Source organism: Trinickia caryophylli, assembly GCF_034424545.1.
GTDB lineage: Bacteria > Pseudomonadota > Gammaproteobacteria > Burkholderiales > Burkholderiaceae > Trinickia > Trinickia caryophylli.
In genome coordinates this window covers 2,003,628-2,029,040 of the sequence record NZ_CP139971.1, presented here as the reverse complement: position 1 = coordinate 2,029,040, position 25,413 = coordinate 2,003,628, and the positions used below count along the sequence as shown (strand labels likewise).

Here is a 25,413-nt window from a genome sequence, read left to right as displayed (position 1 = left end):
CCCGGCATGGCCACCGCGGGTAACCGCATCGGCGCGGCTGCGTCAGAAGGAGGCATACATGGCCCAACACCCGGCTCATTCGCAGAGTCATCGGCATTCGGGGCAGCCCACGCCTGTGGCAGTCCAAAAGGCATTGGCGGGCGTGGACTATCCGACGACGCGCGAGCGCCTGGCCGAAACCGCGCGGGCTCACCATGCCGATCGGGAGATCGTCGATCTGCTCGATCGCCTGCCCGACAAGGATTACGACAGTCCCGCGGCCGTATCGAAGGCGATCGGCCAAATGCAGTAGCTCCGCGTTGTTCCGTAGTGGTTCGGCGTCAAGCCGATTCGACAGTCTTCAGAGAAAGGAGGAATCATGAGCATTTCACCAGACCCGCTCGGCAGCAAGGGCGAAACACGCATCATCGGTAAGGGCAGCGCGACTGCGGAAGGTCCGGGGCCGTATGTGATGGCCGCCAGCACGCTGGAGGGCGACAAGGTCATGTGCTCCGACGGCGAGGAAGTCGGCAAGATCAAGGAAATCATGCTCGACGTCTATACGGGCCGTATAGCCTACGCGGTGATGTCGGTGGGCGGCTTTCTCGGGATCGGCGACAAACTGCTCGCCATTCCCTGGAATGCCCTGACGCTCGACACGGACCGCAAGTGCTTCCAGCTCTCGGTCTCGTCCGATACCGTGAAGAACGCCCCGGGGTTCGACAAGGATCACTGGCCGGCCATGGCGGACGTGGCCTGGGCGAGCGAGCTGCACGACTACTACGGCAGCGCGCCATACTGGGACACGGGCGAGCGCATGGAGACCACCGGCGCGGCCTCGGGCTCGATGCGGCCTGACGAGCGCCATCACTGACCGACGGGCGCACGCGCTGCGGTGCGTCGCCTCCTCCGGCGGCGCGCCGTCGGCCGCTCAGCCCCCGCCGATTCCCTGCAGTATCCTGCCCGTGCCCCCGCAGATGGTGCACGGGCGCCCCTCCACCATCCCCGTACCCTTGCACGCATGACACGGTGCTTCGCCCGCACCCGTTGTATCGGGCGGCGCCTCGTCGCCGGGGTTGCGAGGCGGCTCGTTCGTTGCCTGTTGCATCGTTTTCTCCAAACAGAAGTGCGGCGCAGACACGCCGCGTCGAGTGGGGAACAGCAACAAGCGGACCCCGGCACATTTCACGAATGGCGTTCGGCCGCGTTCCATGTCGAAGGAAAACCGCCCCGGCCGCCGGCTTCGGGCGACATTAACGGAGGGTCCGGCTCCGGCCGAGGCACGGCAACGTTTCAAATAAATGAAAGCCCATACGCAGCCGGCATCCGATAAAACGCGAATCGGGTACAAAATCTTTGTAGTTGCATTCGATTTGCATCCACGCCTGGATACCGCAGATGCCGTATTGCGAATCGAAAGCGGCGGGATTAGTATTGTGAAACTTCGAAACCCGCGCGACACTTGGCTGGCAGCGGGCCCCGGGGCATCCGAAACTATTACCTGGGTCAGCTCGGACTTGGCCTATACCGCCTGTAACTACTACCTATCTCCTGTCAGGGGACATCGGACGGATAGAAAACGTTTTTATTCATAGCACGAAATATCGTTAGAGGTCGCATGCTTCGCTTTAATCGGTTAAAGGAATATTTTCCGGTTTTCGCCCACCGTTTTTGCCGACGATGTAACTGATACGTGTTCTCTGCGCAAGGCGATTCCGGGCCCCTCGGGAATCGAAAAACGGTTGATGTCACGTTTTACTGGGAGTTGAGCATGTTGAGCCCTCATGAATTCGCCACGCTGATCCTGGTGCGGGATGCCCCCGACCAGATCTCGGCAGATCGCGCCGAGCTGAGCACGCTTCTGGAGCAGCAGCTCGTGGCGCTCGAGCAAGCGGAACGCGGCATGCCGCAGCCTCGGATCACGCAAAACGGCCACTCCGTACTCGAGGCTTTCTCGCGCGTACGGTAGGCGCGCCCGGGCGCGGCGCGGCCTCTTTCCTCGTCCTTCCAACACTACCGGAGAACGGCAGATGACAAGAAAACTCGCCCTCGTGACTGGGGGCATGGGCGGAATCGGCGAAGCGATCAGCGTCAAGCTGCAGGATGCCGGCCATACGGTGGTCGTCACTTATTCGCCGAGCAACACGAACGCCGACAACTGGCTCGCGCAAATGGATGCGCAAGGTCGGCCGTTTCGGGCCTACCCGGCGGATGTTGCCGATTACGACTCTTGCGAGCGCTGCGCGGCGCAAATCCGCGCGGAGATCGGCCCGGTCGATATCCTGATCAACAATGCCGGCATTACGCGCGACGCGAGCTTCAAAAAGCTCGAGAAAGGCGCGTGGGACGCCGTGTTGCGCACGAACCTCGATTCGCTCTTCAACATGACCAAGCAGTGGTACGAGGGCATGACGGCGCGCGGCTGGGGCCGCATCGTCAATATCTCGTCGGTGATCGGCTGCAAGGGCGGATTCGGGCAGACCAACTACGCGGCCGCGAAGGCCGGCATGCATGGCTTCACGAAGTCGCTGGCGCTCGAACTGGCGCGCAAGGGCGTGACGGTCAATACCGTCTCGCCCGGCTTCATCGCCACGCGTATGGTCACGGCCGTGCCCGAAGAGATCATGAAGACGAAAATCCTGCCGGAGATCCCGGTAGGACGCCTCGGCAAGCCCGAGGAAGTGGCCGCGCTCGTCGCCTATCTGTGTTCGGACGATGCCGGCTTCGTCACCGGCGCGAACATCTCGATCAACGGCGGCCAACATCTGCAATAGCCCCCTTCCGCCCCCGTTCGGGCGCCTTTAGCCCCCGCATAAGGCGTCTTTCGAACGGAATTGGCCGCGCCGCGGGTCCCCCAACGCGCGGCTTCTTTATGTTCCGCCCGCGCTGATTCGCGGCTTGCGCGCATCGGCATAGACCTTGCGGCCCGCTGCAGGCATTCGCCCCCGCCCGCGCGCGACGGTTCGCCGCACTTCCCCGCCGCGGTCCTGCTCTGCGTTGGCAAACGAAGGAGTGCCGTCATGCGCTTTTCCCTCGCCAGGCGCCTCGTTGTCACGGTGCTGCTCGGCGCCGCCGCCGCTGCTCAAAGCGCACCGCCTGCCGTCGCACCCGTATTGCCGGACAGCCCAGCGCCGCGCCTGCCCCCGATCGCGGCCTCTCAGGCGAACCCGCATGCCCAGCCATCTCCGGTCGAGCCCGCTTCGCCAGCGGAGCTTTACGGGGCGCTCTATCGCGACGTGCAGCTCGCCCACCTCTACGCCGACAGCAAAACCTTCGCGGACATGATCCCGCGGGCCACGCCCCGCGAACTCGTCGCGCAATACCGCGCGGCACGCGCGCAACCGGGGTTCGATTTGCGGCAATTCGTCGAAAGCCACTTCAGCGCGCCGCCGCAAGACAGGTCGAACTACGTGTCCGATCCAAATCAAAACGTCACCGCCCACATCGATACGCTCTGGGACGTGCTGCGCCGCGCGCCCGATCCGCTCGTAAGCCGCTGGTCGTCGCTGCTTGCGCTTCCCGCGCCTTACGTCGTGCCGGGGGGGCGCTTCGATGAAGTCTATTACTGGGATTCGTACTTCATCATGCTCGGGCTCGAGCAAAGCGGGCGTCACGAACTCGTCCGTGACGAATTGCATGACTTCGCAACGCTGATCGACCGCTACGGGCATATTCCGAACGGCAACCGCACTTATTACCTCAGCCGCTCGCAGCCGCCGTTCTTTGCGCAGATGGTCGGGCTCGTCGCCGGCAGGGATGGCGACGACGTCTATCTCCAATACCTGCCCGAGTTGAAAGCCGAGTATGCCTATTGGATGAACGGCGCGGACAAGCTCGCAGCCGGCAAAGCCTATCGCCATGTCGTCCGGCTTGCGGACGGGACGTTGCTGAACCGCTATTGGGACGATCTCGCGACGCCGCGCGACGAGTCGTATCGCGAAGACGTCGCAACGGCCGGGCGCATCCCCGCACGCGATCCGGGCGATCTCTGGCGGAACCTGCGAGCTGGCGGAGAAACGGGATGGGATTTCAGCTCGCGCTGGTTCGCCGACAATGCAACGCTGGCCTCGATCGAAGTGACGTCGCTGATTCCCGTCGATCTGAACGCGCTGCTTTATGGCCTCGAACGCACGCTGGCCAAAGCCTATCGCCTCGAGGGCGATGCCGCGCATGCCGAGAACATGGAAATGCGTGCCCGTACCCGCGCGGAAGCCGTCGCTCGCGTGCTTTGGGACCCCCGCATCGAAGCGTTCGGCGACTACAACTTCGTCGCCCGCCAGCTCACGCATCGTCTGACGGCGGCCACCGTCTACCCTCTCTTTGCCGGCATGGCCACGCGCGAACAAGCCGTCAAGATCGCCGCGACCATCAGGGCCCGTTTGCTGAGGCCGGGGGGATTGGCGACGACGGAGACCCGGACCGGGCAGCAATGGGACAAGCCGAACGGATGGGCGCCGCTGCAGTATCTCGCCGTCGAGGGGCTTCGGCGCTATGGGCAGGGAGAACTGGCGCGAGAGATCGCGACACGGTGGATTCGCACGAGCGTGGCCGCCTACGTGCGCACCGGAAAACTCGTCGAGAAATATGACATCAGCGGCGCGGCATCCGCCGCGGCGGTCGCCGGGGGCGGCGAATATCCGCTCCAGGACGGTTTCGGCTGGACCAACGGCGTACTGCGCACACTGCTCGCGGCCTATCCGGAAGCGGTCGACGCGAGCACGGCGAAGCCCAGCCCTCGCGCACTCACGCCGGCATCGCCCCCGCAGCCGGAGGCGGCCGCCGGGCGCGACGCCCAATGACCGGGGCGCCCGCCGGCGCTCGATCGGCCGCGGCGCCTCCGCAAGAAAAGCGGAAAGCGGGAGGCTCGTCCGGCGAAGCCTCCCGTTGCCTACTCGGGCTCGTCCCCTTGTTGAAAAGGCCTCTCGATCTTGTCGGGCTCGATATCGGCGTCGTCGCTGAGCGTCGAGTCTCCGTCGGCCGACGAGCGCTCGCCCGTGCCGGCGCGATCGGTATCGCTCGCCAATTCGGCTTCGCCCGTCTCCAACGCGTGCTCGTCGAGCTCCGTATCCCGATCGAAATCGTGGCGCTTGGCGCCGGCAATGTCGCTGCCGCTATCGGACGAATCGCTCGGGCCCAGCGCCCCCGTGTCGCGGCCCTTCTCGTCCGGTTCCGGCAGCGGGTTATCGGGATCCAGCGTACTGCTCATATCCACCTCCTCGAAATCCGAAGTCGAACGTGAAGTCGAACAACTTGGCCGCGTCGCCGCAGCCGCACAGTCTGCCCCTCGTGCAGCAATGCGCGGGCCACGGACAGTCAGGCGCCGGCATGCGCGATGCGGCAGTGCAGGGCGAACACCGCGCGGTCGTCGCCCGGACGAACGCCCGGCAACGTAGGAGGTGACCATGAATTCGCATGCAGGTAGATCGCAGGATGAGCGCGTGGCGGCCCGCAACGGGACGAAACTGCCTTCGCTCGAGCAGCCCGGCGGCCGAATGGCCGTCGAGGGCACCGAAGCGGACCGCACGCGCAGTTGCGGCGAACTGTCGGAGCAAGGCAAGCAGGTTTGGCGGCAAGGCAGCGGCATCGACGGTGGCGGCAAATGCCGTTGAGAGCGGGAATGGGCGTTGCTGGTTCTTCAGCGGAATCAATCTCCGAGCAGGGACACATCATGCGTACACATGGAACCTCTACCGAAACGACGCGCCCGACGGGTGCGCACATCGTTGGAAAAGGCAGCGAAACAGCCGCCGGACCGGGGCCGGACGTCATGGCTGCAAGCACACTCGACGGCGACAAAATCCTGAGCACCGACGGCGAGGAGGTCGGCAAGGTGAAGGAGATCATGCTCGACGTTCAGGCGGGGCGGATTGCCTACGTCGTGATGTCGAGCGGCGGGTTCCTCGGCATCGGCAACAAGCTGCTCGCCATTCCGTGGAACGCGCTCACGCTCGATACCACACGCAAGTGCTTTCTTCTTTCCCTCTCGTCGGAACGCGTAAGGCATGCGCCGGGCTTCGACAAGGATCACTGGCCGTCGATGGCGGACAGAACCTGGGCCACCTCGATCCATCAGTTCTATGGACGGGAACCGTATTGGCATGGGCTCGGCGCCGACGACGAATACGAGCGGCGAGCCGGCGCCGGGGCCGAGGATCTCGACCCCGATGCACCCGAGGCCGGCGGGGTAAAGCTCTAAGCCGTCATCGCCCCGTAAGCCGCTCCAAGCCGCTCTAAGCCAGACAGGGCCACCACTTTCGGCTTCTCGCCCGCGCGTCGGGCAGCGGCTGCGGGGCCCGGCACAAATCGCTCGCGCTCTCTCGGCTGCGCTCAGCCCGATTTATCGCGGCGCCGTATCGCTCGCCGCGGGCGGCCGCCTCAGCTTGCCGCGGGTGCCTGCCGTGGTATGGGGCCCCCATGTTCGCGCCTGCGCACCCTGCCCGGTACCCGGACCGGGTGCCGTCGATGCGGACGGCCCGCCGTTCCCCGGCCGCGAAGCGCCTGCGGTGCTCGTCGCCCCCTCGGACCCCGGCTTGCGCTGCACGCCAGCCGAAGCGTCGCCCGTCGTGCTGCCCTGCGCTGCGGCCGCGGACGACACGCCAAGCAGCGCCAACGCCACCAATGCAACGGCCAACATCTTCACCCGATACGAACGCATTTCGTCCTCCTTAGCTTGCCCACACGCGAGCGCTCGGCCTGAGGCACTTCATCCGCCGCGTCATTTACCGATAGCCCGCCGCACGCGCGCCACCTCGCGCGTCGTAACAGGTGCGGCTTGATTGCCCCACGCGTTGCGCACGAACGTCAACACGCGCGCGACCTCGGTATCGGTGAGACGGCCGCCAAACGAGGGCATACGCTGCGGCGCCGGACCACCGCGCGTCCGGGCGGTCCGCCCGCCCTCGATCAAGAGCCGCACGACCGACGTCGCGTCGGGCGCGAGCAGCACCGGGTTGCCGGCCAGACGGGGGTACTTCCCGGCTTCTCCCATGCCATCCGCATGATGGCACTTCGCGCAAAAACCGCTATAGATGCCCGCGCCCGGATACTGGACCGCGCCCGTGCGCAAGACATCGACGGTCGCATCGCGCCTGGCCGGGTCCCGGCTCGCAAGCGCATGCTCGTTGTGCGGCGCGAGCGATTTCAGATAAACGCCGATCGCGTGCAGATCGGCATCGTCCAGGTACTGGCCGCTATCTTCCACCACCTGCAACATGCTGCCGAAAGCAGTCACGCCACCGCCATGGCCATGCTTCAGGAACGCAGCAATGTCGTCCGCCGAAAATTGCCCCACGCCCGAACTGGGTGCGTTCGTCAAATTCGGCGCATACCAGTTGTCGAGCCGGCCGCCGGTCAGATAGAGCCGATCGGCATCGCTGTAGCCGCGCTCCTGAAAGGCGACCCCGCGCGGCGTGTGACAGGCACCGCAGTGGCCCAGCGACTGCACGAGATAAGCCCCGCGGTTCCATTCGGCTCCCAGGTCTTCGCGTGCCTGGAACCGTTCGTGCGGCGCGAAGAACTCGTCCCACACCGCAAGCACCCAACGCTGATTGAACGGAAACGGCAGGTGCGTGCGCGGCGACTGTACCGGCACCGGTTCGACGCCATGCATGAAGTACGCATAAAGCGCGCGCATGTCGTCGTCGCTGATCTTGGCGAAAGACGGAAACGGCATCGCGGGATACAAGTGTGTTCCGCCCGGTGCGACGCCGTCGCGCACCGCACGCACGAAGTCCTCGTAGCTATAACGGCCGATCCCCGCCGCGGGATCGGGCGTGATGTTGCTGGACCAGATCGGGCCGAATGGCGAATTGACGGCCAAACCGCCCGCGAACGCGGGGGGTGGCTGCCGGGTGTCGCTGCGCGGCGCAGCCGTGTGGCAACCCGCGCAATCGGCTGCTTTGGCCAGATAGGCCCCGCGTCCGATCAGCGACGGGGAAACGCTCGCGCCCGGCGTGGCTGCGGCCGGTCCTTGTCCGTTCGCCGCACGCGACTGTGCGACGGCGGCGCCGTTGGCCGCCAACGAGGCGACGAGGGCGAGCACCGCAAGCGGAAGCCCGAGAGCGAGCACAGCGCAGACGGCGGCGGACAAGCTTCGACGTCGACCGTTCATTGCCTTCACCCGCATGCCGATACGAGCATCGACGCGATATCGGTCGCGACGAGCGCAAAGAGAAAGAGCACGCTCGCCATGAAGCCGACCTCGGCTATGAACGCCTCGCCGGAGACGATCGGCGGTGCGCCGCGCGGTGCGGACGCGCGCATGCGTTGCGCAAGGCGCCGCCAGTTGCGCCATGCACACCAGGTACCCGCGGCGCCCACCGCCAGCGCGGCCACGCTCACACCAACGGCGGCTGCAAGCGCCGCATCCGCGTACGATGCGCGCGTCGGCGCATCATGGGGAAAGCAGCTTTGCGCGACGAGCGCCTCGGCAATGCAGACTTGCAGCGTCCATGCCGCGGGCGCGGCAAGCACTGCGGCGAAGAGGCGCCATGGCGATGGCGACGCTGCGGGGTCGGTCTGCTGGCTCATGCCCGTGTTTCCTTCTTCGTGCGCCTCGTCGCGCACAGGACTTCAAAACAAATAGGGTGTCAGATAAAGCGTGCTGAAAATGAACAGCCATACGACGTCGACGAAATGCCAATAAAGACCACCGATCTTCAGTGCCGCGTGTCGCCGTTCGTCGAAATAGCCGAGTGCCGTCCATACACCGAGCAACACCAGCACCACCAGGCCGACGAGTACGTGCGCCATGTGAAAGCCCGTGATCGTGAAATAGAGCGAGCCATACAAATGCGCGGCGGGGCCGTAGGGATGGGCATGCCATTCGTGCAACTGGATGGCCACGAACACGATGCCGAGCAAGACCGCGAACGCCATCGACGCCACGGCCGCGCCCCGTCTCTCGCGCTTGACGTACCGCTCGCAGAGCCAGACGAATACGCTGCTCGACAGCAGTATCAATGTGTTGATCGCGCCGAGCGGCAGCTCCGGCAAGCCCTCGGGGGGCCAATGCTCCTTCGTCTGCACGGCGAGATAGAGATACGCGAAGATCAAATAGCCGAAGAGTGCGCCTTCGGTCGCGATCAGCATCAGGCAGCCGAGCCAGCCGCTCGACCGCTCCCCTGCACTGCCCACCGGCACGGTGTTGCCGGGCTGCAGCAGTAGCGGGGTTTGCGTGGCATCGGACGACATTCACCCTCCTGCGGCCGCCTGGGGCTCGCGCTGAATCAAACGCCGCTCGGGCCAAAGCCAGACGATCACGGAAACGGCGCAGGCGCCGAGCATCAACGCCGCGGGTACCCACGCGAGAAACGCCAGCGCCGCGAAAAACAGCGCGGAAAAAACGCCGAGCAGGAACGGCGCGTACGAATCCTCGGGCATTTTGAGGATGACGTACGGCGATGCCTCGAGCGCCGTCGTGCCCAGCGCCTCACGGCCCTGATCGAGCAGATAACCCTCGTCGGTCCGCGAACGCGGCGAGCCGACCGGGTGCTCGCCCTCCATGCGCCCCTCCCACAGCGGATGACGGCTCGCAACCGTCGGCAGCACGGCGAAGTTGTACACCGGTGGCGGCGACGAGACGGCCCATTCGAGCGAGGGCGCATCCCACGGATTTGGGCCGGCAATCCGTCCGTGCCTGCGGCTGTAGACGATATCGACGAGAAAAACGAGCACGCCCGCGGCGAAGACGAAAGAGCCGATCGTCGTCAGCAGGTTGACGGTCGTCCACCCCATGTCGGCGCCATAGGTATAGATACGCCGCGGCATGCCGAGCAAGCCCGCAAGGTGCATGGGGAAAAATCCGAGGTTGAAACCCACGAACATGAGCCAGAAGGCGATGCGGCCGCGCCGCTCTCCCATCATGCGGCCCGTGAACTTCGGAAACCAGAAATAGGTTCCGCCCACGACAGGAAACACGTTGATGCCGATAAGCACATAGTGCAGGTGCGCCACGACGAAGTAGGTATCGGTCAGTTGCCAATCGAGCGGCACGGCCGCCGTCATCACGCCCGAAACGCCGCCGATCACGAAGAGCAGCACAAAGCCGGCGAAGAACAGAAACGGTACGCGAAACACGGGCCGTCCCGTCCAGATCGTCGCGAGCCAGGCGAACGTCGCCACCGCGCTCGGAACCGAGATCACCATGCTCGCCGCGCCGAAGAACGACAACGCGAGCGGCGGCAGGCCCGTCGCGAACATATGGTGAATCCACACCACGAAACCGATCACCATCGTCGCCACCGTGGAGATCGCCACGGGGCCGTAGCCGACGAGCGGACGGCGGCAGAAGACGGGCAATGCATCAGAGACGATTCCCATCGCCGGCAACACGACCACATAGACCCAGGGGTGCGCGAAGATCCAGAACATATGCTGCCAGAGCAGCGCGTGGGAGCCCGCGTGCACGTCGAAGAAATGCATGCCCGTACGCCGGTCCATCCAGAGCATCAGAAACGCGAGCGATACGGACGGCACGGCAAAAAGATTCGCCCCCGAGGCCGTCAAGGTGCCCCACACGAGTACCGGGATGCGGTCGATCGACATGCCCGGCGCGCGCATGCGCAGCAGCGTCACGACGAAGTTGATCGCGCCGACCGTCGTCGAGATGCCGAGCAGGACCATGCCGAGCGCGTAAACGTCGATGTTGGGCCCCGTGTCGTAGGTCAGCCCGGCGAGCGGCACATAGTTGAACCACCCTGCATTGGCCGCCTGCCCGAGCGGAAAGCTCGCATAGAGAAAAATGCCCGCGAATAGAAAAACCCAATACGAAAGCGCGTTCAAGCGAGGAAAAGCCATGTCGCGCGAGCCGAGCACCAGTGGCCAGAGGTAGTTCGAGAATCCCGACAGCACCGGCAACGCGTAGAGAAAGATCATCGTCACGCCGTGCATCGTGAAAAGCTGGTTGTATTGCTCGGGCGTGAGCAGCGTCTCGTTCGGCTGTGCAAGCTGCACGCGCATCACGAGCGCTTCCACGCCGCCGAGCAATAGGAACGCAAAGGCGGTGACGAGATAGCGCAGCCCGATCGTCTTGTGGTCGACCGTCGACAACATTCCGCGCCAGCCGGGCCGCGCCTCCCAGATCGCGGCGAGCCGCCGCTCGCTCTCGGCGTCGATGCGCCCGCGCGGCAACGGCCTCGAAAGGCGCACCGTTTCGGGTGGATCTCCAGGCAATGCGGACGCGGGCATATCGGGCATCGGTACTCCTCGATCTACTGCAACGTGGACAGGTAGGCGGACAAGGCGCTTGCCTCGGAGGCCGGCAGCGCGATGGACGGCATCATCGAATCGGGCTTGATGCGCTGTGCGTGCTCGATCCACTCGAGCTGGTTTTCCGGCGTGTTTTGCAGTTGCCCTGCGGCTAGCAAACGGCGTGCGCCCAGATGCGTGAGGTCCGGGCCCTGCGCACCGGCTGCGTCGGTGCCACGCACCGCGTGGCAACCGGCGCATCGCTCGCCGAATATGCGCTGCCCGGCCCGTGCCGCGCCTTCGGGCGGCACAGCGGCGCCCCGCATCTGGCTCCGGCGCCACGCGTCGAACTGTGGGGCGGGTTCCGCGATGACCTCGAATGCCATGTGCGCGTGCTGCGCGCCGCAGAACTGCGAGCACTGCCCGCGATAGATACCGGGCCTGTCGGCCTGAACCCATTGCTCGTTGGTCTGGCCCGGGATCATCTCGGTCTTGCCCGCCAGTTGCGGAACCCAAAACGTATGGATGACGTCCGCACTATGCAACGCCAGCCGCACGGGCTCGCCGACCGGTATGTGGATTTCGTTGGCCGTTGCAAACGCGTGCGACGGATTGTCGACGTCGGAATACTCGACCTTCCACCACCAGTCATATGCGGTGACGTCTATCGTCAGCACCGGCGCCGCGGGCGGGGCAGCCACCGATTCGAGCGTCGCCATGACGTACACGAGCACCGCAAAAAGCGCGACCGACGACAGCCCGGTGCCCACGTATATCCACCCCATGCCCCCCGCTTCGGCTCCGATCTCGCCCGACTTCGCGCGCCGCCGCGTCAACGCGGCCACGAGCAACGCAGCCACGATCGCCACCACGCTGCCAACGAGCGCAATCAGCACCCATTCGAGCCGCTGCGTCGGCACGCTCGCCGGACCGGCCGCGTGCGCGAGATACTCGAGCGGCGCGGCCTTCATCGCTCAGGGTTCATTGCTCATCGGTCACCGGTCATCGCTCAACGCGAGCCCTGAGAGGGCGCGCGCTTGCTGTCGTCGCTGCCACCGCCGTCCTCGCTGCTCCCACCCGCGTCATCGCCTTGGCGTTCTCCGTGCGTTCCGCTCTTCGGGCCGATCTTCGTCGTCCCGCCCACCGCCGGGGGATCGCTCGCGGGAAACGTGTCCTCCACCGATTTGTCGATCAGCTCTTCCTCGTGCTTCGATTGCTGACCCTGTTTGCGCGTGTCGTTCGTGGTCATGCGAAATCCTCCATCGTCGTCCGGCTATCGAAAGCAGCGGCGCAAGCCGCATGCCAAGGCAAGCCTCAGCTTTATCGAAGTGTTCGATGCGGCATGGCGATTGCTGAACGGTCGTTGTTTGCCTTCGCTCCCACCGCCGATACGATGGATTCCTCCGATGTTGCCCATGCCCTGCACGCCGCGCACGACACGACGCCGATCGCGGCCGTGCGTGCGCGAGCCTATACCGTTCCCACCGATGGACCGGAGGCCGACGGCACGTTCGAATGGAAAGCGACCACGATCGTCGTGGTCGAAATCGACGCGGGCGGCTGCACCGGGCTCGGCTACACGTATAGCGATGCCTGCGTGGCCGCACTGATTCGTCAAACGCTCGCGCCGGAGATGTTGCACGCGGACGCGAGGTCGACCCATGCACTCGGAGCGCGCCTTTGGCGACGCGTGCGCAACCTCGGCCGCAGCGGCGTTGCCGCCACGGCGATCTCGGCGATCGACTGTGCGCTGTGGGATTTGAACGCCCGACTGCTCGGGCAACCGCTCGTCAAACTGCTTGGAGGCGCCCTGCGCGAGCGCGTGCCGGTTTATGGCAGCGGCGGCTTCACCAATTACACCGCCGCGCAATTGCAAGAACAGTTCTCGCGTTGGGTGGAACGTGACGGCTGCCACGCGGTGAAGATGAAGATCGGGCGGGACCCGTCCCGCGACGTCTCTCGCGTCGAATGCGCTCGCCGTGCGATCGGTGACGCCGCGCTCTTCGTCGATGCGAACGGCGCACTATCGGTCAGATCGGCGCTGGCATGCGCAAACCGCCTCGCCGAATTCGGCGTGGTCTGGTTCGAGGAGCCCGTGTCGTCGGACGACCTCGCCGGCCTCACCGCCGTGCGCGATGCGGCGCCCGTCACGATCGACATTGCCGCCGGAGAATACGCCTATACCGCCGACGATTTCCGGCGTCTGCTCGACGCGCACGCCGTCGATGTCGTTCAGGCGGATGTGACGCGTTGCGGCGGAGTCACAGGATTCTTGCAGGCCGCCGCGCTCTGCGACGCCGCGCATGTGCCGCTCTCCGCGCATTGCGCTCCGGCGTTGCATCTGCATGCCGCCTCGGCGGCCCCTGGCCTGCGCCATCAGGAGTGGTTTCACGATCACGTGCGCATCGAAGCGATGTTGTTCGACGGCGCCCCGCCCTTGCGCGACGGGTCGATCGCCCCGGATCTCACACGCCCTGGATGCGGGCTCGCACTGAAGCACCGCGACGCGGAGCGCTTTGCGCTATCGGTATGAAACCGAAACGACGACATCGAACCGAACAGAGATGAGCGACGCGACGGCAAAACTGCTTCTTGGCCTCGGTATCGCAGCCGGCGCCGCGACCGCGCTGACGGCGGCTCGAGCGAGGCGCGCCGGCACGGACGGGCGGCACGTGGCCCGATCCGGACCACTGCGCGCGCGCAAGCCGGCGGCGGCGCCCCGGGGCGCGGCAGCGCATATTGCCGCCGCGCGTGCATTCAACCGCAGTTCCGCGTTGCTTGCCTGGTCCGCCCTCGCCGACGCGGCCGTCGAGCACTACCGGGGCTCGTTCGCGAACCCTGCGATGTTCGCACCGCTCGCGGCCGGCACACTGTCGCTCGCGGCAGGCCTTCACGGCAGCGCCGACCGGCTCGCGAGCACGCACGGCCTGCGTCACGCGATCTATCTCGCGGCCGCCGGTATCGGCATCGCCGGCACCGGCTTCCATCTTTACAACGTCACGAAGCGGCCGGGGCGCATGAGCTGGCACAACCTCTTCTATGGCGCACCGCTCGGTGCGCCAATGGCGCTCTTTCTGGCCGGGGCGCTCGGTACGGTCGGCGAACGGTTGCGCGACGAGCCCGCGCACGACCCGAATCTCTTCGGCTTGCCGGCAGGCAAGGCATTGGCGCTGCTCACGGCGGCCGGGCTCGCGGGCACGGTCGGCGAAGTGGCGCTGCTCCATTTTCGCGGCTCGTTTCAACATCGCGCAATGTACGCGCCGGTGGTGCTGCCGCCCGTCGCGGCCACGCTGCTCGCACGGGCCGCGCTCGGAGCGCCGCGCACACGTTGGTGGACGCGCGCGATGCTGCGCGCGACAGCGGCGCTCGGTGCGATCGGGGTCGTATTTCACGTGCGCGGCGTCGCCCGTAACCAGGGCGGCTGGCGCAATTGGTCGCAAAACGTGCTGAACGGGCCACCGATTCCGGCGCCGCCGAGCTTCACGGCCCTGGCGACGGCTGGCTTGGCAGCGCTGCGTCTACGGGAGACCGAGCGATGAGCCAGCAGCACACGCCCAATCGGGCGTCGCGTTATCCGGGCTACGACGTGCTCGCCAAGCGCGACACGCCGTCATGGGACGGGGTCACGCGCCGCGTCGTGGAAAGGCGGCTTGCACAGCCGAACGTGCCGCGCTTTTGCACCGATGCGCAATGGCGCGCGCTTTCGGCATTGTGTGCGGCCATCGTGCCGCAATCGCTCGGGCGCGCGGACGCCGCCGCGAGCGCACGCTTCGCCGAACCGCGCGTACCGGTGGCCGGGCTCGTCGATACGAAGCTCGCCGACGATGCGCGCGACGGCTACCGCGATGCCCGGCTGCCTCCCCTGCGGCAGGCGTGGCGCATCGGACTGGCCGCCATCGACGAGGAAAGCCGCGCGCTCCACGGTGCCGGTTTTGCCGATCTGGGCGACGAGGCGCAGCACGACCTGCTGCTGCGCATGCAGCGCGGCGAGCTGCGTGGCCCCGCTTGGCAGGGCATGCCGAGCGACGTCTTCTTCAGCCTGCGTGTGCTGCACGACATCGGCTCCGCCTACTACTCGCATCCGCACGCGTGGAACGAGATCGGCTTTGGCGGCCCGGCCAATCCGCGCGGCTATGTGCGCATGCAGGCCGACCGGCGCGACCCGTGGGAAGCATCGGAGGCACGGCCCGGACGTGAGGCGCGGGCCAAGCGGGAGAACGCCCGTGTCCGATGACGCCTTGCATACTCCACGCGGCAAGGGCGGCCGCGCACCCGACGTCTTCACGATCGGCGGATGGGTGCCGATGCGCGAATACCGCGAAGACGAACCGGTCGACTTCGCGATCGTGGGCACGGGCGCGGGCGGCGGCACACTGGCGTGCCGGCTGGCCGAACAGGGGTTCTCCGTCGTCGCCTTCGATGCGGGCGGCTGGTGGCGACCGCTCGAAGAGTTCGCGTCCGACGAAACGCATCAGGCCAAACTTTATTGGACCGACGAGCGAATTTGCGACGGCGAGGATCCGCTCAAGCTCGGCAGCAACAACAGCGGCCGCGCAGTGGGCGGCAGCACGGTGCACTTCGCGATGGTGTCGCTGCGTTTCCGGCCCGAGTGGTTCAGGTCGCGCAGCCTGCTCGGCTATGGCGCGGACTGGCCGCTCGACTGGCGCGAGATGTGGCGTTACTACGGCGTGGTGGAAAACGCCCTCGAGATTTCCGGCCCGGTACGTTACCCATGGGGGCCGCGGCGCGGACGCTACCCGTATCGTGCGCACGAACTGAACGCGGCAGCGCTCGTGCTCGCGCGCGGCGCCGAGGCGCTCGGCATCGATTGGAGCCCGACGCCGCTCGCCACGCTTTCGGCGCCGCGCGGCCGTGCGCATCCTTGTGTCTATCGCGGGTTCTGCGTCGCCGGCTGTGCGACGAACGCGAAACAAAGCGCACTCGTGACGTGGATCCCGCGCGCGGTAAACGCCGGCGCGGAAATCCGCGATCTCTCGATGGTGGGCCGTATCGATGTCGGTCCGGACGATCTCGTCACCGGCGTGGAATATTTCCGCGAAGGCCGCTGGCACTTCCAGCGCGCGCGCAATGTGGTGGTTGCGGGCTATGCCATCGAAACGCCGCGGCTTTTGCTGATGTCGGCCACGCCGCGCTTTCCCGACGGCCTCGCGAACAGCTCGGGGCTCGTAGGCAGGAACCTGATGGTGCAATCGAACCAGGCCGTGTGGGGCGTCATGGAAGAAGAAATCCGCTGGTACAAGGGACCGCCCTCGCTGGCACTGACCGAGCATTGGAATTACACGGACAAAGGCAAGGATTTCTTCGGCGGTTACTGCTACATGAGCCAGGGCCCGCTACCCAATGCCTGGGTGGCCGTGCAAAACGGGCGCGGACTATGGGGCCAGGCGCTGCACGACGAAATGGAAAAGTACAACCACCAGGCCGGATTGAAGATCGTCGGCGAAACCTTGCCCCAGGAGCGCAATACGGTCACGCTCGCCGAAGAGAAAGATGCCTGGGGGCTGCCTGTCGCGCGTGTCACCCACTCGTTTTGCGAAAACGACAAACGCCTCGTCGGCCATGCGCTCGACTTCATGGCCGACGCGCTCGCCGCGGCGGGCGGCCGCGAGATCTGGCGGCAGCTCGACGACACATGCCACCTGAACGGCACGGCGCGCATGGGTGACGACCCGCGCACGAGCGTGGTCGATGCGGATTGCCGCAGTTGGGACATCCGCAACCTTTGGATCTGTGACGGATCCGTCTTTCCGACCGTGGGCGGCGTCAATCCTTCGCTGACCATCCAGGCCATCGCATGCCGCACGGCCGACCGCATCGCCGCGATGCGCGCGCGTGGGGAGTTGTAGCGGCGAGCGAGCGTCTCGGAGGAACCGGCACGTTCGTTGCGAGGATGAAAGGCAGGCGCTTTTTTCGCTGCCAGACATGGCGGGCAAAAGCATCCGGCATTCGCAATCGCACGGAGGGCACAACCGTGGAAAGCAACGAGTACAACCCGACGCAGGGTCAGCAAAAGGAAATCGCAGCCAAGAGTCCGGCCAAGACACCAGCAGCCGGCACGGCTTCTCCTGACGAGAAAACGCAGGCCCGCGAATTCGGATCGACCAGGCATGCGACGTCGGCCGAGTCGGTCGCGGCGAAGGACCCTGCGCCGCTGCCGGCCATCGACTCCACTCGCGCCGGGAACGAATCGGGCGACCCCGTGGCACGCGCAAAAGCGAGAATCGTGTCGGTCGACAATGCGGGCATGGCGGCGTCCGACAATACCGTCGATACCGACGGCAAGGGCCTCGAAGCGCGCCGGGAATCGTCGCAGTGGCAAGACAACGTGATCTACTCGAACGCCACGCTCGAGAACAACATTCCGACACCGGCCGAAGGCCTCGTCGACATCGATACGCGCGCGGGCGGCACGATGCCCGTCATCGCCACGCGCGAAGGCTGGCGTGTGCAATGCCATGGCGCAATCGACATCGCTCAGCGCAACGGCACGCGGGCGGAGATGCTGTTCACCTTGGAACGCACAGGCAATGGTGCGTCCTAAGGTCGTCGTAATCACAGGCGCGAGCGCCGGCGTCGGGTGTGCGGCGGCCCTTGCATTTGCGCGCACGGGGGCCGATGTCGCGCTGCTGGCACGCGATGCCGAGGCACTCGATACCGTCGCGCGCGGCGTACGCGCGCTCGGCGCACAAGCACTGCCGATCGCGGTGGACGTGAGCGACGCCGAGGCCGTCGATGCCGCCGCGGCGAAAGTGGAGGCGGCGTTGGGGCCGATCGACGTGTGGGTCAACAACGCGATGGTGACGATATTCGCGCCAGTCGCCCGGATGACGCCCGCCGAATTCGCGCGCGTGACGGAGGTCACCTACCTCGGCTTCGTCTGGGGCACGATGGCGGCGCTAAAGCGAATGAGCGTGCGCGATCGCGGCGTCATCGTCCAAGTGGGCTCGGCGCTCGCCTACCGCTCGGTGCCGCTGCAGTCGGCCTACTGCGGTGCGAAGCACGCGATCCGGGGCTTTACGGATGCGTTGCGTTGCGAATTGATGCACGCGAAAAGCCGCATCGCCATCACGATGCTGCAGATGCCGGCGCTCAATACGCCGCAATTCGAGTGGGCCGCATGCCGGATGCCAGGCGCCCCGCGCCCTTTGCCTCCGGTGTACGAGCCCGAGGTCGCGGCCGAGGCGATCGTCTGGTCGGCCTTGCATCCGCGACGGGAGATGCAAGTGGGTACATCGTCGATAAAAGCGATCCTGGCCAATAAACTGGCGCCCGGCTGCCTCGATCGTTATCTTGCGCGCACCGCATACGGCGCTCAGCAGCGAGACGAGCCGGCCGATCCGCTCAAGCCGGACAATTTGTGGCATCCGGTGCCCGGCGCGCACCGCTTGCGTGGGCCGTTCGAGAAGCAAACGAAAAAACACAGCGCCGCGCTGTGGCTCGACATGCATCGCGGCACGGTGCTCGGCGCCACCGTGGCGATCGCGCTCGTCGCGTTGTTGACACGGGGTCGCTTGCGCCGCTCGCCATAGTGCCGCTTCGAAGACCGAAGACGCCCCCCGACGCCGCCCGCGCGGGCGGCGCACTCAGCCCCGATCCGGATCGTTACTCCTTCCTCCCGGGCAGCACGGAAGCCATGACCTGCTTCGCCGTATTGACGATCACGCTGCCCTCCCGCGGATCGCCTTGCATGAGCGTGCGCATGAAATGGCGCGCCTGATCGAGCGTGACATGCGGTGGCAGCGGCGGCACTTCCGGGTCGCTCCTGACTTCGAGCACCACGGGCTCGCGCGCCGCCAAAGCCTCGTCCCACGCCGCTCCAAGCTGCTCGGCGTCGTCGACATACATGCCCTTGAGCCCGATCAATTCGGCGAATCGATGAAACGGCACATTCGGCAGTTCCTGCGACGAGTTGAACTTGGGGTCGCCCTCCATTACGCGCTGCTCCCACGTGACCTGATTCAGATCCTCGTTGTTGAGGACCATGCAGATCCAGCGCGGGTCGGGCCAGCGGTGCCAATACTTCGCAACCGTGATCAACTCGGCCATGTTGTTCATCTGCATGGCGCCATCGCCCACGAATGCAATCACCGGTCTGCCCGGATGCGTGAACTTCGCAGCGATCGCGTACGGCACGGCGGCCCCCATCGAGGCGAGCCCCCCGGAAAGCGAGCACATCATGCCGCGCCGGATCTTCAAGTCTCGCGCGTACCAATTCGCGCACGATCCGGAATCGCTCGTCAAAATCACGTCGTGCGGCAGACGCGGCGAAAGCTCCGTGAATACGCGCTGCGGATTCACACCGTTTCTGCCCGTCTGCAGTGCGCGCTTTTCAAGCGTATCCCACCACTCCTGCGTCCAGCCGCCGATTTTTCTGCGCCACGCATCGTCGCTTTTCTGATCGAGCAGCGGCAGTAGTGCCTGCAACGTCTCGCACGCGTCGCCAACCAGGCTCACTTCCATCGGGTAGCGCAAGCTCAGCATGCCCGCATCGAGGTCGATCTGCACGCCGCGCGCCTGCCCCTCCTTCGGCAGGAATTCGGAATAGGGAAATCCGGAACCGATCATCAGGAACGTATCGCAGCTCGTCATCAGCTCCCAGCTCGGCTTTGTTCCGAGCAGGCCGATGGAGCCCGTGACCCATGGATATTCATCGGGCACCACGGCCTTGCCGAGCAGCGCCTTGGCCACGCCGGCACCGAGCTTTTCCGCCACGGCAATGACCTCGTCCGTCGCGCCCAGTGCGCCGGCTCCGACGAGGATCGCCACCCGGCTACCGGCATTGAGCACCTCGGCCGCGCGCGCGAGGTCGGCGGCCGCGGGCACGATGCGCGGGCGCGCATAGCCTACGCCCGAATGCGCGGTTCCATGCTTGCGCGGTGGCGGAGAAAACTCGAGTTCCTGCAGATCGTTCGGCAATACGATGGCCGTCACCTTGCGCTCGGCCAACGCGATCCGCACCGCGCGGTCGACCATGTGCCGCACCTGCGCGGGCACGCTCGCTTGCTGCACATACGAGCCCGCTACGTCCTTGAGCATGGCCGCGATGTCGATTTCCTGCTGATAATGCGAGCCGAGTCCGGCCCGCGCCTGCTGCCCGCAGATTGCCAGCACGGGCATATGGTCGAGCCGTGCGTCGTAGAGGCCCGTCACGAGGTGAGCTGCGCCCGGCCCCGACGTGGCAACGCACACCCCCAGTTCGCCCGAGAACTTCGCGTGCGCACTCGCCATGAATGCCGCCATCTCCTCATGGCGCGCCTGCACGAATTCGATTTTGCCCTCGGCCCGGTTGAGCGCGCCGAACAATCCGTTGATCCCGTCGCCGGGATAGCCGTACATGCGCCGCACGCCCCACTGATGCAATCTTTCGACGATGAAATCGCCTACTGTCTGCGCCATCTGTGCCTCCACTGCGCGTTGAATCCGATTCGGCACAACGCGCAAGAAGCAGACCCGGCAGGCGCGCCGGCACCCTCAGCCTTCGACCGCCGGAGGCACGGCTTCGCGCATCAGCGCCACAAAGGCCAACAGCCGCGACGGATAGAACTGCGCATGCGGATAGGTGACATAAATGGGAAGCGGCGCCGCGTGCCATTGCGGCACCAATTGAACGAGGCGCCCATCGGCCAGCGCCTCGGTCAGCAGCCATGCCGAGCCGATACCTACGCCGAGCCCTTCGAGCGCCGCGCTGCGTAGCGCATAGAGGTTGTCGGTGCTGAGCCGCGGACGGATCGCGATGCGCTGCCGTTCACCGCTCGCCTCGTGCGTCAGCGAAACCTCGTTGCGGTAGTAGGTCCGCAGCGCGAGCCAGGGCAAGTCCGCCAGTTCGGCAGGCTCCTGCGGCAACGGCCTGCCTTCGAAGAGCGCCGGCGAAGCGACGACGATGCGCTTCACCGACGACAAACGAACCGCGACCACGGAGGGATCGGTCGGCTCGCCGGCACGAATCGCGCAATCGATGCCGTCGCCGATGAAATCGTTGACTTCGTCGTAAAGCAGCCACTCCACGGACACGCGGGGGTAACGGCGCAGAAACGTCGCGAGCGGGCCGACGAAGCGTTCCTGCCCGAACGCGTGCGGCGCCGCCACACGCAACGTGCCCTGCGGCTGATCCTGAGTGCCGCGCACGTCGGCCTCGAAGGCGGCCCAGTTCGCGATCAGTTCCTTCGCCCGCTTATAGCAGCGTTCGCCGTCGACGGTCAGCCGCATCGCATGAGTGGAGCGCTGCAACAGCCGCACGCCGAGCGAACGCTCGAGTGCGGCCAGGCGCCGGCTGATGGTCGGCTGGGTGGCGGACATCTGCGCCGCAGCAGCCGACAAACTGCCTGCCTCGACGATACGGATGAACGTCTCCATCAACTGGAGACGGTCGCCCGTATCGGAGGAAGCGGGGGCCATACGCGGAGAGGTACGGGGCATGGCGATTCAGGGGTAGCGCAACGTTTTGCGGATGGTCATACGCCGAGCGTATAACAGAAGTACATCTTCCGCCACTACCGGACCTGCGTCGTACCCGTCACACTGCGAACCATCCTGATTCAACCGAGGGTTTCCGCCATGTCTCAGCTTCAGACGGCCAATACGCCACATGAAATTTCAAAAAGCTTTCAACCCACGCATCCAGCCGTGCACGGCCTCTCGACGCAGCTCGTGATCTTTCTGGCCGCCGCAGCCGGGCTCGCGGTCGCCTCGCTCTATTACAGCCAGCCGATGCTCGGCATCATGGGCGCATCGATTGGCGCGAACGACCGCGCCATCGGGCTCGTACCGATGCTCACGCAACTCGGCTATGCGCTCGGGCTCTTGCTGCTCGCGCCACTCGGCGATCGCTTCGACCGGCGCAACGTGATCCGCGCCAAGGCTGTCGCGCTCGCGATTGCGCTCGTGCTGGCGGCGGTGGCCCCCTCGATCGGTTCGCTGCTCGCCGCGAGCCTCGTCATCGGCCTCACGGCCACATTGACGCAAGACATCGTACCGGCGGCCGCCACGCTCGCACCCGATGCACAGCGCGGCAAGACTGTGGGGTCGGTCATGACGGGGCTGCTGCTCGGCATTCTGCTTTCGCGTGTCGTGAGCGGTCTTGTCGCGGCCTACGCCGGATGGCGCACGATGTTCCTGATCGCAGCCGTGAGTATCGTGGCCGTCGGCATCGGCGCACATCGGACACTGCCGCGCTTCGCGCCGACGACCGATCTTTCCTATCGGGCGCTGCTCCATTCGCTGCTCGTGCTCTGGAAGCGTCATGGCAAGCTGCGGCGCGCGACGCTCGCACAGGCGCTGCTGGCTGTCGGGTTCAGCGCGTTCTGGTCCACGCTCGCGCTGATGCTGGGCGCGGCGCCGTTCCACCTCGGCAGTGCAGCCGCCGGGGCATTCGGCATCGCGGGCGCCGCCGGCGCGCTGGGCGCGCCGCTCGCCGGCCGCCTGGCCGACCGGCGCGGCCCGGAGCATGTAACGCGCATCGGCGCAACGCTCGCAGCGGTTTCGTTCGCCACGATGGCGCTCACACCGCTCCTGCCCCCCCATGCCCAACTGTGGCTGCTGGCCGCCGCAACGGTCGGCTTCGACCTCGGCGTGCAGGTAACGTTGATCGCCCACCAGTCCATCGTCTACGGCACTGATCCGAGCGCGCGCAGCCGCCTCAACGCCGTGCTGTTCGTCGGCATGTTCATCGGCATGGCGACGGGCGCGGGCCTCGGCAACCTCGTGTTCGTGCAATGGGGGTGGATGGCCGTGACGATTCTCGCCACGGCCACCTCGTTCGGCGCGCTGGCGGTACGGCTCTTTCGCAACGGCCGATGATTCCGCACGACGAAGAGGGCGCGCGGTGCGCCGCCCTTCTTCGCCGGCGACACGAGCGCCGGCGCTCAGCCGCCTTGCATCGGCGGCTGCGGGTTGTTGGCGGGATTCGTGTCGAACTTGCTGACGGCCTCGATGCCGCTTTCGCCCGCGTGCGCCGAAAGCTTCGCCTGTAGAGAATCGGCCGTTGTCTGATCGTAGACCTGATCGCCCTTCACGTAGACGGTAAACGACTGCAGGTACCTTGCCTTCTTCTGCGGGTTCTCGATCGTCGCCTTCGTCCAGTGATACAACGGATAACCGTCGATACCGTCGCGCTCGGCTTGCGCGACATAGTCGGCAAACGCATCGTACTGGCACACCAGCGAGGCGTCATGCTCGCGCAGGATGCGCTTGAGCACTTCGTCGCGCGGATCGTCGGCGGCGGCACGCAAGCGCTGCGCCAATTCTGCCGACGCGGTGATTCTGATCTGGAATTGCCATGTCTCGTCCATTGCCGCCTCCGATTGCTTCGGTGCCCGACGCACGCTCTACGCGCACGGGATGTATTGCACGCGCCGCGCGCCGCCCGCCTTCAGCAAACCCGGCGCCATCCAACCCATCCGGCGCCGGAGTTTACCTGAAAGTACCGATACGGCCGGGCCCGCTCAAACCGCAGCCGTGGAGAGACGAAACGCATTGACGACATCCGAGAGCGTGCGCGCCTGCTCCTCCATCGACTGGGCGGCGGCGGCCGCCTCCTCGACCATGGCGGCATTTTGCTGCGTGGTCTGATCCATCTGGGCGATCGCGATGTTGACCTGCTCGATGCCGCGGCTCTGCTCCTCGGAGGCCGCCGAGATCTCGTGGATGATCGATCCCACGCGCTCCACCGATTGCACGAGCGTGTGCATCTTCGCGCCGGCGACTTCCACGAGCGCCTTGCCGTTTTCGACGCGGCCGGCCGAATCCTCGATCAGCGTCTTGATCTCCTTGGCTGCATCGGCGCTGCGTCGCGCAAGGTTGCGGACCTCCCCGGCCACGACGGCGAAGCCGCGCCCCTGCTCGCCCGCACGCGCCGCTTCCACGGCGGCATTGAGGGCCAGGATGTTGGTCTGGAACGCGATGCCCTCGATGACGGCGATGATGTCGACCACGCGCGACGAGCTTTCGGCGATGCTCTGCATGGTCGTGACGACCTGCCCCACCGCATCGCCGCCCTCGGCCGCGACGCGCGACGTCTCATCCGCCATGCGGTTCGCCTGCCGCGCGTTGTCGGCATTTTGCTTGACCGTCGCCGTCAGTTGCTCCATGCTCGCGGCCGTTTCGCCAAGCGAGGCCGCCTGCTCCTCGGTACGCGAGGACAAATCGAGGTTGCCCGCGGCGATCTGCCGGACGGCTTCCTCGATCGTCTCGGTACTGCCTCGGATCCGGCGAATCGCTTCCACGAGCCGGCGCTGCATCGTCTGCATCGCAAGCAGCATGCTGCCACGATCGTCTGGCGCCACGTGCACCGATTGCGTCAGATCGCCGCCGGCGATCGCGTGCGCGACGTCGGCCGCGTAGCCTGGCTCGCCCCCGAGGCTGCGCTTGACGTTGCGAATGATGGCCACGAGCGCGACCGAACCCAGCGCGCCGATCAGCAATACGGCGACGAGATAGCGCATCAAGTCCGCTCTGAAGGCCGCATCGATATCGTTGACATAAAGGCCGGAGATCAAATACCAGTCCCACGGCGCGAAGCGCTTGACGAAGCTGAGTTTCGGCACCCGATCCTTCTTGCCGGGCAGTCGCGCCATATAGTCGACGAAACCCTGACCGTCGGCCTGCGCGACCTTCACGAGATCGACGAAGAAGCGCTTGCCGTCGGTGTCCGCGTACTGACTCACATCCTTGTTGCGCAGATCGGCCAGCGTCGGATGCATGATCACGACGGGCGCGGCCGTCGTGATCATGAGATAGCCGTTGCCGGGGAAACGAATCGTTGCGAGCCGCGCCATGGCCTGCTGTCTGGCCTGCTCTTCGGTCAACTCGTGCCGCTCCGCCATCTTCGCGTACTCCGCAACGAGGCTGTCCGCGGCTTCCACGACGTCGCGTATCGCCGCCTTGCGCTCAGTCAGTGTGATGCTGCGCGTCTGCCAGGCAGCCCAGCCGCCGAGAAACGACAGGCCCAGCCAGGTAACGAGCAGCGCCAGCCACAATTTGGCGTTGAGACTGAGACGATTCACATTTCCTCCTACGAAACAGGCACGTTCGGGCACTGGCGGCCCAATCCGGTGTAAAGCGGATAACGGCAGAACGGTTACCGTTCTTGAGCGTGCAAGAGAACGACGCGCCGCAAGGCACGGGGCCCCCAGGCATGAGATTGGCGGCACATCGTTCGACGTCTCGTAGTACGAAAGTCCAATGGCCGATCGAACGACGCGTTTCGATTCGGCGAAGCGACGGGATTCA

At 65.9% G+C, this 25,413-nt stretch carries 26 protein-coding genes; 14 read left to right on the top strand and 12 right to left on the bottom strand.

The features are described 5' to 3' along the window. Nucleotides 1–58 precede the first annotated feature (58 nt). From U0034_RS28185 to treF, 5 genes are all read left to right on the top strand, one after another. Nucleotides 59–292 carry a DUF2795 domain-containing protein gene (locus U0034_RS28185; protein ID WP_085227677.1) on the top strand — a complete coding sequence of 78 codons (234 nt, stop codon included), beginning with the start codon at nucleotides 59–61 and terminating at the stop codon, nucleotides 290–292. Nucleotides 293–358: 66 nt separating this feature from the next. Next, complete coding sequence (locus U0034_RS28180; protein ID WP_085227422.1) at nucleotides 359–853, top strand: PRC-barrel domain-containing protein; 495 nt, start codon at nucleotides 359–361, stop codon at nucleotides 851–853. 897 nt (nucleotides 854–1,750) lie between these two features. Beyond that, entirely contained in the window at nucleotides 1,751–1,948 is a 198-nt protein-coding gene (locus tag U0034_RS28175; RefSeq protein ID WP_085227678.1) for a hypothetical protein, read from the top strand. Nucleotides 1,949–2,009: 61 nt separating this feature from the next. Further along, the gene (phbB, locus tag U0034_RS28170; RefSeq protein WP_085227424.1) at nucleotides 2,010–2,753 is read left to right on the top strand and encodes an acetoacetyl-CoA reductase; all 744 of its coding nucleotides are present in this window, start codon (nucleotides 2,010–2,012) and stop codon (nucleotides 2,751–2,753) included. Between the two features lie 246 nt (nucleotides 2,754–2,999). After that, the gene (treF, locus tag U0034_RS28165; RefSeq protein WP_085227425.1) at nucleotides 3,000–4,778 is read left to right on the top strand and encodes an alpha,alpha-trehalase TreF; all 1,779 of its coding nucleotides are present in this window, start codon (nucleotides 3,000–3,002) and stop codon (nucleotides 4,776–4,778) included. A gap of 89 nt (nucleotides 4,779–4,867) precedes the next feature. Here the strand turns inward: treF and U0034_RS28160 are convergent, their stop codons facing one another. Then, a complete protein-coding gene (locus U0034_RS28160; protein ID WP_085227426.1) occupies nucleotides 4,868–5,185 on the bottom strand; it encodes a chemotaxis protein in 318 nt (105 codons plus the stop codon). A gap of 196 nt (nucleotides 5,186–5,381) precedes the next feature. Between U0034_RS28160 and U0034_RS28155 the strand changes: the two genes are divergently transcribed. Then, complete coding sequence (locus U0034_RS28155; protein WP_085227427.1) at nucleotides 5,382–5,588, top strand: hypothetical protein; 207 nt, start codon at nucleotides 5,382–5,384, stop codon at nucleotides 5,586–5,588. Nucleotides 5,589–5,647: 59 nt separating this feature from the next. Next, nucleotides 5,648–6,175: a PRC-barrel domain-containing protein gene (locus U0034_RS28150; RefSeq protein WP_085227428.1), complete on the top strand. Its 528-nt coding sequence runs from the start codon at nucleotides 5,648–5,650 to the stop codon at nucleotides 6,173–6,175. Nucleotides 6,176–6,316: 141 nt separating this feature from the next. Here the strand turns inward: U0034_RS28150 and U0034_RS28145 are convergent, their stop codons facing one another. Genes U0034_RS28145 through U0034_RS28115 form a run of 7 tightly spaced genes read right to left on the bottom strand, consistent with a single transcriptional unit; the run spans nucleotide 6,317 to nucleotide 12,415 of the window. Then, complete coding sequence (locus U0034_RS28145) at nucleotides 6,317–6,634, bottom strand: hypothetical protein (RefSeq protein WP_139831152.1); 318 nt, start codon at nucleotides 6,632–6,634, stop codon at nucleotides 6,317–6,319. Between the two features lie 60 nt (nucleotides 6,635–6,694). Next, nucleotides 6,695–8,104, bottom strand: coding sequence for a c-type cytochrome (locus U0034_RS28140; protein WP_386092344.1), 1,410 nt, complete (start codon nucleotides 8,102–8,104; stop codon nucleotides 6,695–6,697). Further along, nucleotides 8,095–8,508: a hypothetical protein gene (locus tag U0034_RS28135; protein ID WP_139831153.1), complete on the bottom strand. Its 414-nt coding sequence runs from the start codon at nucleotides 8,506–8,508 to the stop codon at nucleotides 8,095–8,097. The genes U0034_RS28140 and U0034_RS28135 overlap by 10 nt, the downstream gene beginning before the upstream one ends. Before the next feature lie 42 nt (nucleotides 8,509–8,550). Then, a complete protein-coding gene (locus U0034_RS28130) occupies nucleotides 8,551–9,171 on the bottom strand; it encodes a cytochrome c oxidase subunit 3 (protein ID WP_085227431.1) in 621 nt (206 codons plus the stop codon). After that, nucleotides 9,172–11,175 carry a cytochrome c oxidase subunit I gene (gene ctaD, locus U0034_RS28125; protein ID WP_085227432.1) on the bottom strand — a complete coding sequence of 668 codons (2,004 nt, stop codon included), beginning with the start codon at nucleotides 11,173–11,175 and terminating at the stop codon, nucleotides 9,172–9,174. A gap of 14 nt (nucleotides 11,176–11,189) precedes the next feature. Continuing rightward, nucleotides 11,190–12,137 (bottom strand): cytochrome c oxidase subunit II, encoded by a 948-nt coding sequence (gene coxB / locus U0034_RS28120; RefSeq protein WP_085227433.1) that lies wholly within the window; start codon nucleotides 12,135–12,137, stop codon nucleotides 11,190–11,192. A gap of 38 nt (nucleotides 12,138–12,175) precedes the next feature. Further along, nucleotides 12,176–12,415, bottom strand: coding sequence for a hypothetical protein (locus U0034_RS28115; protein ID WP_085227434.1), 240 nt, complete (start codon nucleotides 12,413–12,415; stop codon nucleotides 12,176–12,178). A gap of 144 nt (nucleotides 12,416–12,559) precedes the next feature. Between U0034_RS28115 and U0034_RS28110 the strand changes: the two genes are divergently transcribed. The 6 genes from U0034_RS28110 (at nucleotide 12,560) to U0034_RS28085 (ending at nucleotide 18,716) form a co-directional block, all read left to right on the top strand. Beyond that, complete coding sequence (locus U0034_RS28110) at nucleotides 12,560–13,699, top strand: enolase C-terminal domain-like protein (RefSeq protein ID WP_102622929.1); 1,140 nt, start codon at nucleotides 12,560–12,562, stop codon at nucleotides 13,697–13,699. Between the two features lie 31 nt (nucleotides 13,700–13,730). After that, a complete protein-coding gene (locus U0034_RS28105) occupies nucleotides 13,731–14,705 on the top strand; it encodes a hypothetical protein (RefSeq protein ID WP_085227436.1) in 975 nt (324 codons plus the stop codon). Further along, nucleotides 14,702–15,400: a gluconate 2-dehydrogenase subunit 3 family protein gene (locus tag U0034_RS28100; RefSeq protein ID WP_085227437.1), complete on the top strand. Its 699-nt coding sequence runs from the start codon at nucleotides 14,702–14,704 to the stop codon at nucleotides 15,398–15,400. Before U0034_RS28105 ends, U0034_RS28100 begins: the two co-directional genes overlap by 4 nt. Further along, nucleotides 15,390–17,033, top strand: a complete 1,644-nt coding sequence (locus U0034_RS28095; RefSeq protein ID WP_085227438.1) for a GMC family oxidoreductase — start codon at nucleotides 15,390–15,392, stop codon at nucleotides 17,031–17,033. Before U0034_RS28100 ends, U0034_RS28095 begins: the two co-directional genes overlap by 11 nt. A gap of 125 nt (nucleotides 17,034–17,158) precedes the next feature. After that, nucleotides 17,159–17,728 carry a DUF3005 domain-containing protein gene (locus tag U0034_RS28090; RefSeq protein WP_085227680.1) on the top strand — a complete coding sequence of 190 codons (570 nt, stop codon included), beginning with the start codon at nucleotides 17,159–17,161 and terminating at the stop codon, nucleotides 17,726–17,728. Continuing rightward, nucleotides 17,715–18,716, top strand: a complete 1,002-nt coding sequence (locus U0034_RS28085) for an SDR family oxidoreductase (RefSeq protein WP_085227439.1) — start codon at nucleotides 17,715–17,717, stop codon at nucleotides 18,714–18,716. The genes U0034_RS28090 and U0034_RS28085 overlap by 14 nt, the downstream gene beginning before the upstream one ends. 73 nt (nucleotides 18,717–18,789) lie before the next feature. Here U0034_RS28085 and U0034_RS28080 read toward each other — a convergent pair whose 3' ends face one another. Together U0034_RS28080 and U0034_RS28075 are read right to left on the bottom strand one after the other, a co-directional pair. Further along, complete coding sequence (locus U0034_RS28080) at nucleotides 18,790–20,583, bottom strand: thiamine pyrophosphate-requiring protein (RefSeq protein WP_085227440.1); 1,794 nt, start codon at nucleotides 20,581–20,583, stop codon at nucleotides 18,790–18,792. Nucleotides 20,584–20,658: 75 nt separating this feature from the next. Then, nucleotides 20,659–21,603: a LysR family transcriptional regulator gene (locus U0034_RS28075; protein ID WP_085227441.1), complete on the bottom strand. Its 945-nt coding sequence runs from the start codon at nucleotides 21,601–21,603 to the stop codon at nucleotides 20,659–20,661. Between the two features lie 138 nt (nucleotides 21,604–21,741). Here U0034_RS28075 and U0034_RS28070 point away from each other — a divergent pair, with 138 nt between their 5' ends. Then, entirely contained in the window at nucleotides 21,742–22,983 is a 1,242-nt protein-coding gene (locus U0034_RS28070) for an MFS transporter (protein WP_085227442.1), read from the top strand. Nucleotides 22,984–23,048: 65 nt separating this feature from the next. On the opposite strand, the gene U0034_RS28065 is transcribed toward U0034_RS28070, so the two are convergent. Together U0034_RS28065 and U0034_RS28060 are read right to left on the bottom strand one after the other, a co-directional pair. After that, nucleotides 23,049–23,474, bottom strand: coding sequence for a hypothetical protein (locus U0034_RS28065; protein WP_085227443.1), 426 nt, complete (start codon nucleotides 23,472–23,474; stop codon nucleotides 23,049–23,051). A gap of 153 nt (nucleotides 23,475–23,627) precedes the next feature. Then, on the bottom strand, nucleotides 23,628–25,187 hold the full coding sequence (locus tag U0034_RS28060) for a methyl-accepting chemotaxis protein (protein ID WP_085227444.1): 1,560 nt from the start codon (nucleotides 25,185–25,187) through the stop codon (nucleotides 23,628–23,630). Nucleotides 25,188–25,413: the final 226 nt, after the last annotated feature.

What these genes read in the sequence shown, in the direction of transcription:
- U0034_RS28085 (WP_085227439.1), top strand. Translation starts at nt 17,715, where the DNA reads ATGGTGCGTCCTAAGGTCGTCGTAATCACAGGCGCGAGCGCCGGCGTC.
- U0034_RS28175 (WP_085227678.1), top strand. Translation starts at nt 1,751, where the DNA reads ATGTTGAGCCCTCATGAATTCGCCACGCTGATCCTGGTGCGGGATGCC.
- U0034_RS28075 (WP_085227441.1), bottom strand. Translation starts at nt 21,603, where the DNA reads ATGCCCCGTACCTCTCCGCGTATGGCCCCCGCTTCCTCCGATACGGGC.
- U0034_RS28160 (WP_085227426.1), bottom strand. Translation starts at nt 5,185, where the DNA reads ATGAGCAGTACGCTGGATCCCGATAACCCGCTGCCGGAACCGGACGAG.
- U0034_RS28065 (WP_085227443.1), bottom strand. Translation starts at nt 23,474, where the DNA reads ATGGACGAGACATGGCAATTCCAGATCAGAATCACCGCGTCGGCAGAA.
- U0034_RS28080 (WP_085227440.1), bottom strand. Translation starts at nt 20,583, where the DNA reads ATGGCGCAGACAGTAGGCGATTTCATCGTCGAAAGATTGCATCAGTGG.
- U0034_RS28145 (WP_139831152.1), bottom strand. Translation starts at nt 6,634, where the DNA reads ATGCGTTCGTATCGGGTGAAGATGTTGGCCGTTGCATTGGTGGCGTTG.
- treF (WP_085227425.1), top strand. Translation starts at nt 3,000, where the DNA reads ATGCGCTTTTCCCTCGCCAGGCGCCTCGTTGTCACGGTGCTGCTCGGC.
- U0034_RS28155 (WP_085227427.1), top strand. Translation starts at nt 5,382, where the DNA reads ATGAATTCGCATGCAGGTAGATCGCAGGATGAGCGCGTGGCGGCCCGC.
- U0034_RS28070 (WP_085227442.1), top strand. Translation starts at nt 21,742, where the DNA reads ATGTCTCAGCTTCAGACGGCCAATACGCCACATGAAATTTCAAAAAGC.
- U0034_RS28105 (WP_085227436.1), top strand. Translation starts at nt 13,731, where the DNA reads ATGAGCGACGCGACGGCAAAACTGCTTCTTGGCCTCGGTATCGCAGCC.
- U0034_RS28150 (WP_085227428.1), top strand. Translation starts at nt 5,648, where the DNA reads ATGCGTACACATGGAACCTCTACCGAAACGACGCGCCCGACGGGTGCG.
- U0034_RS28185 (WP_085227677.1), top strand. Translation starts at nt 59, where the DNA reads ATGGCCCAACACCCGGCTCATTCGCAGAGTCATCGGCATTCGGGGCAG.
- U0034_RS28100 (WP_085227437.1), top strand. Translation starts at nt 14,702, where the DNA reads ATGAGCCAGCAGCACACGCCCAATCGGGCGTCGCGTTATCCGGGCTAC.
- U0034_RS28130 (WP_085227431.1), bottom strand. Translation starts at nt 9,171, where the DNA reads ATGTCGTCCGATGCCACGCAAACCCCGCTACTGCTGCAGCCCGGCAAC.
- U0034_RS28115 (WP_085227434.1), bottom strand. Translation starts at nt 12,415, where the DNA reads ATGACCACGAACGACACGCGCAAACAGGGTCAGCAATCGAAGCACGAG.
- U0034_RS28140 (WP_386092344.1), bottom strand. Translation starts at nt 8,104, where the DNA reads ATGCGGGTGAAGGCAATGAACGGTCGACGTCGAAGCTTGTCCGCCGCC.
- coxB (WP_085227433.1), bottom strand. Translation starts at nt 12,137, where the DNA reads ATGAAGGCCGCGCCGCTCGAGTATCTCGCGCACGCGGCCGGTCCGGCG.
- U0034_RS28180 (WP_085227422.1), top strand. Translation starts at nt 359, where the DNA reads ATGAGCATTTCACCAGACCCGCTCGGCAGCAAGGGCGAAACACGCATC.
- ctaD (WP_085227432.1), bottom strand. Translation starts at nt 11,175, where the DNA reads ATGCCCGATATGCCCGCGTCCGCATTGCCTGGAGATCCACCCGAAACG.
- U0034_RS28135 (WP_139831153.1), bottom strand. Translation starts at nt 8,508, where the DNA reads ATGAGCCAGCAGACCGACCCCGCAGCGTCGCCATCGCCATGGCGCCTC.
- U0034_RS28110 (WP_102622929.1), top strand. Translation starts at nt 12,560, where the DNA reads ATGGATTCCTCCGATGTTGCCCATGCCCTGCACGCCGCGCACGACACG.
- phbB (WP_085227424.1), top strand. Translation starts at nt 2,010, where the DNA reads ATGACAAGAAAACTCGCCCTCGTGACTGGGGGCATGGGCGGAATCGGC.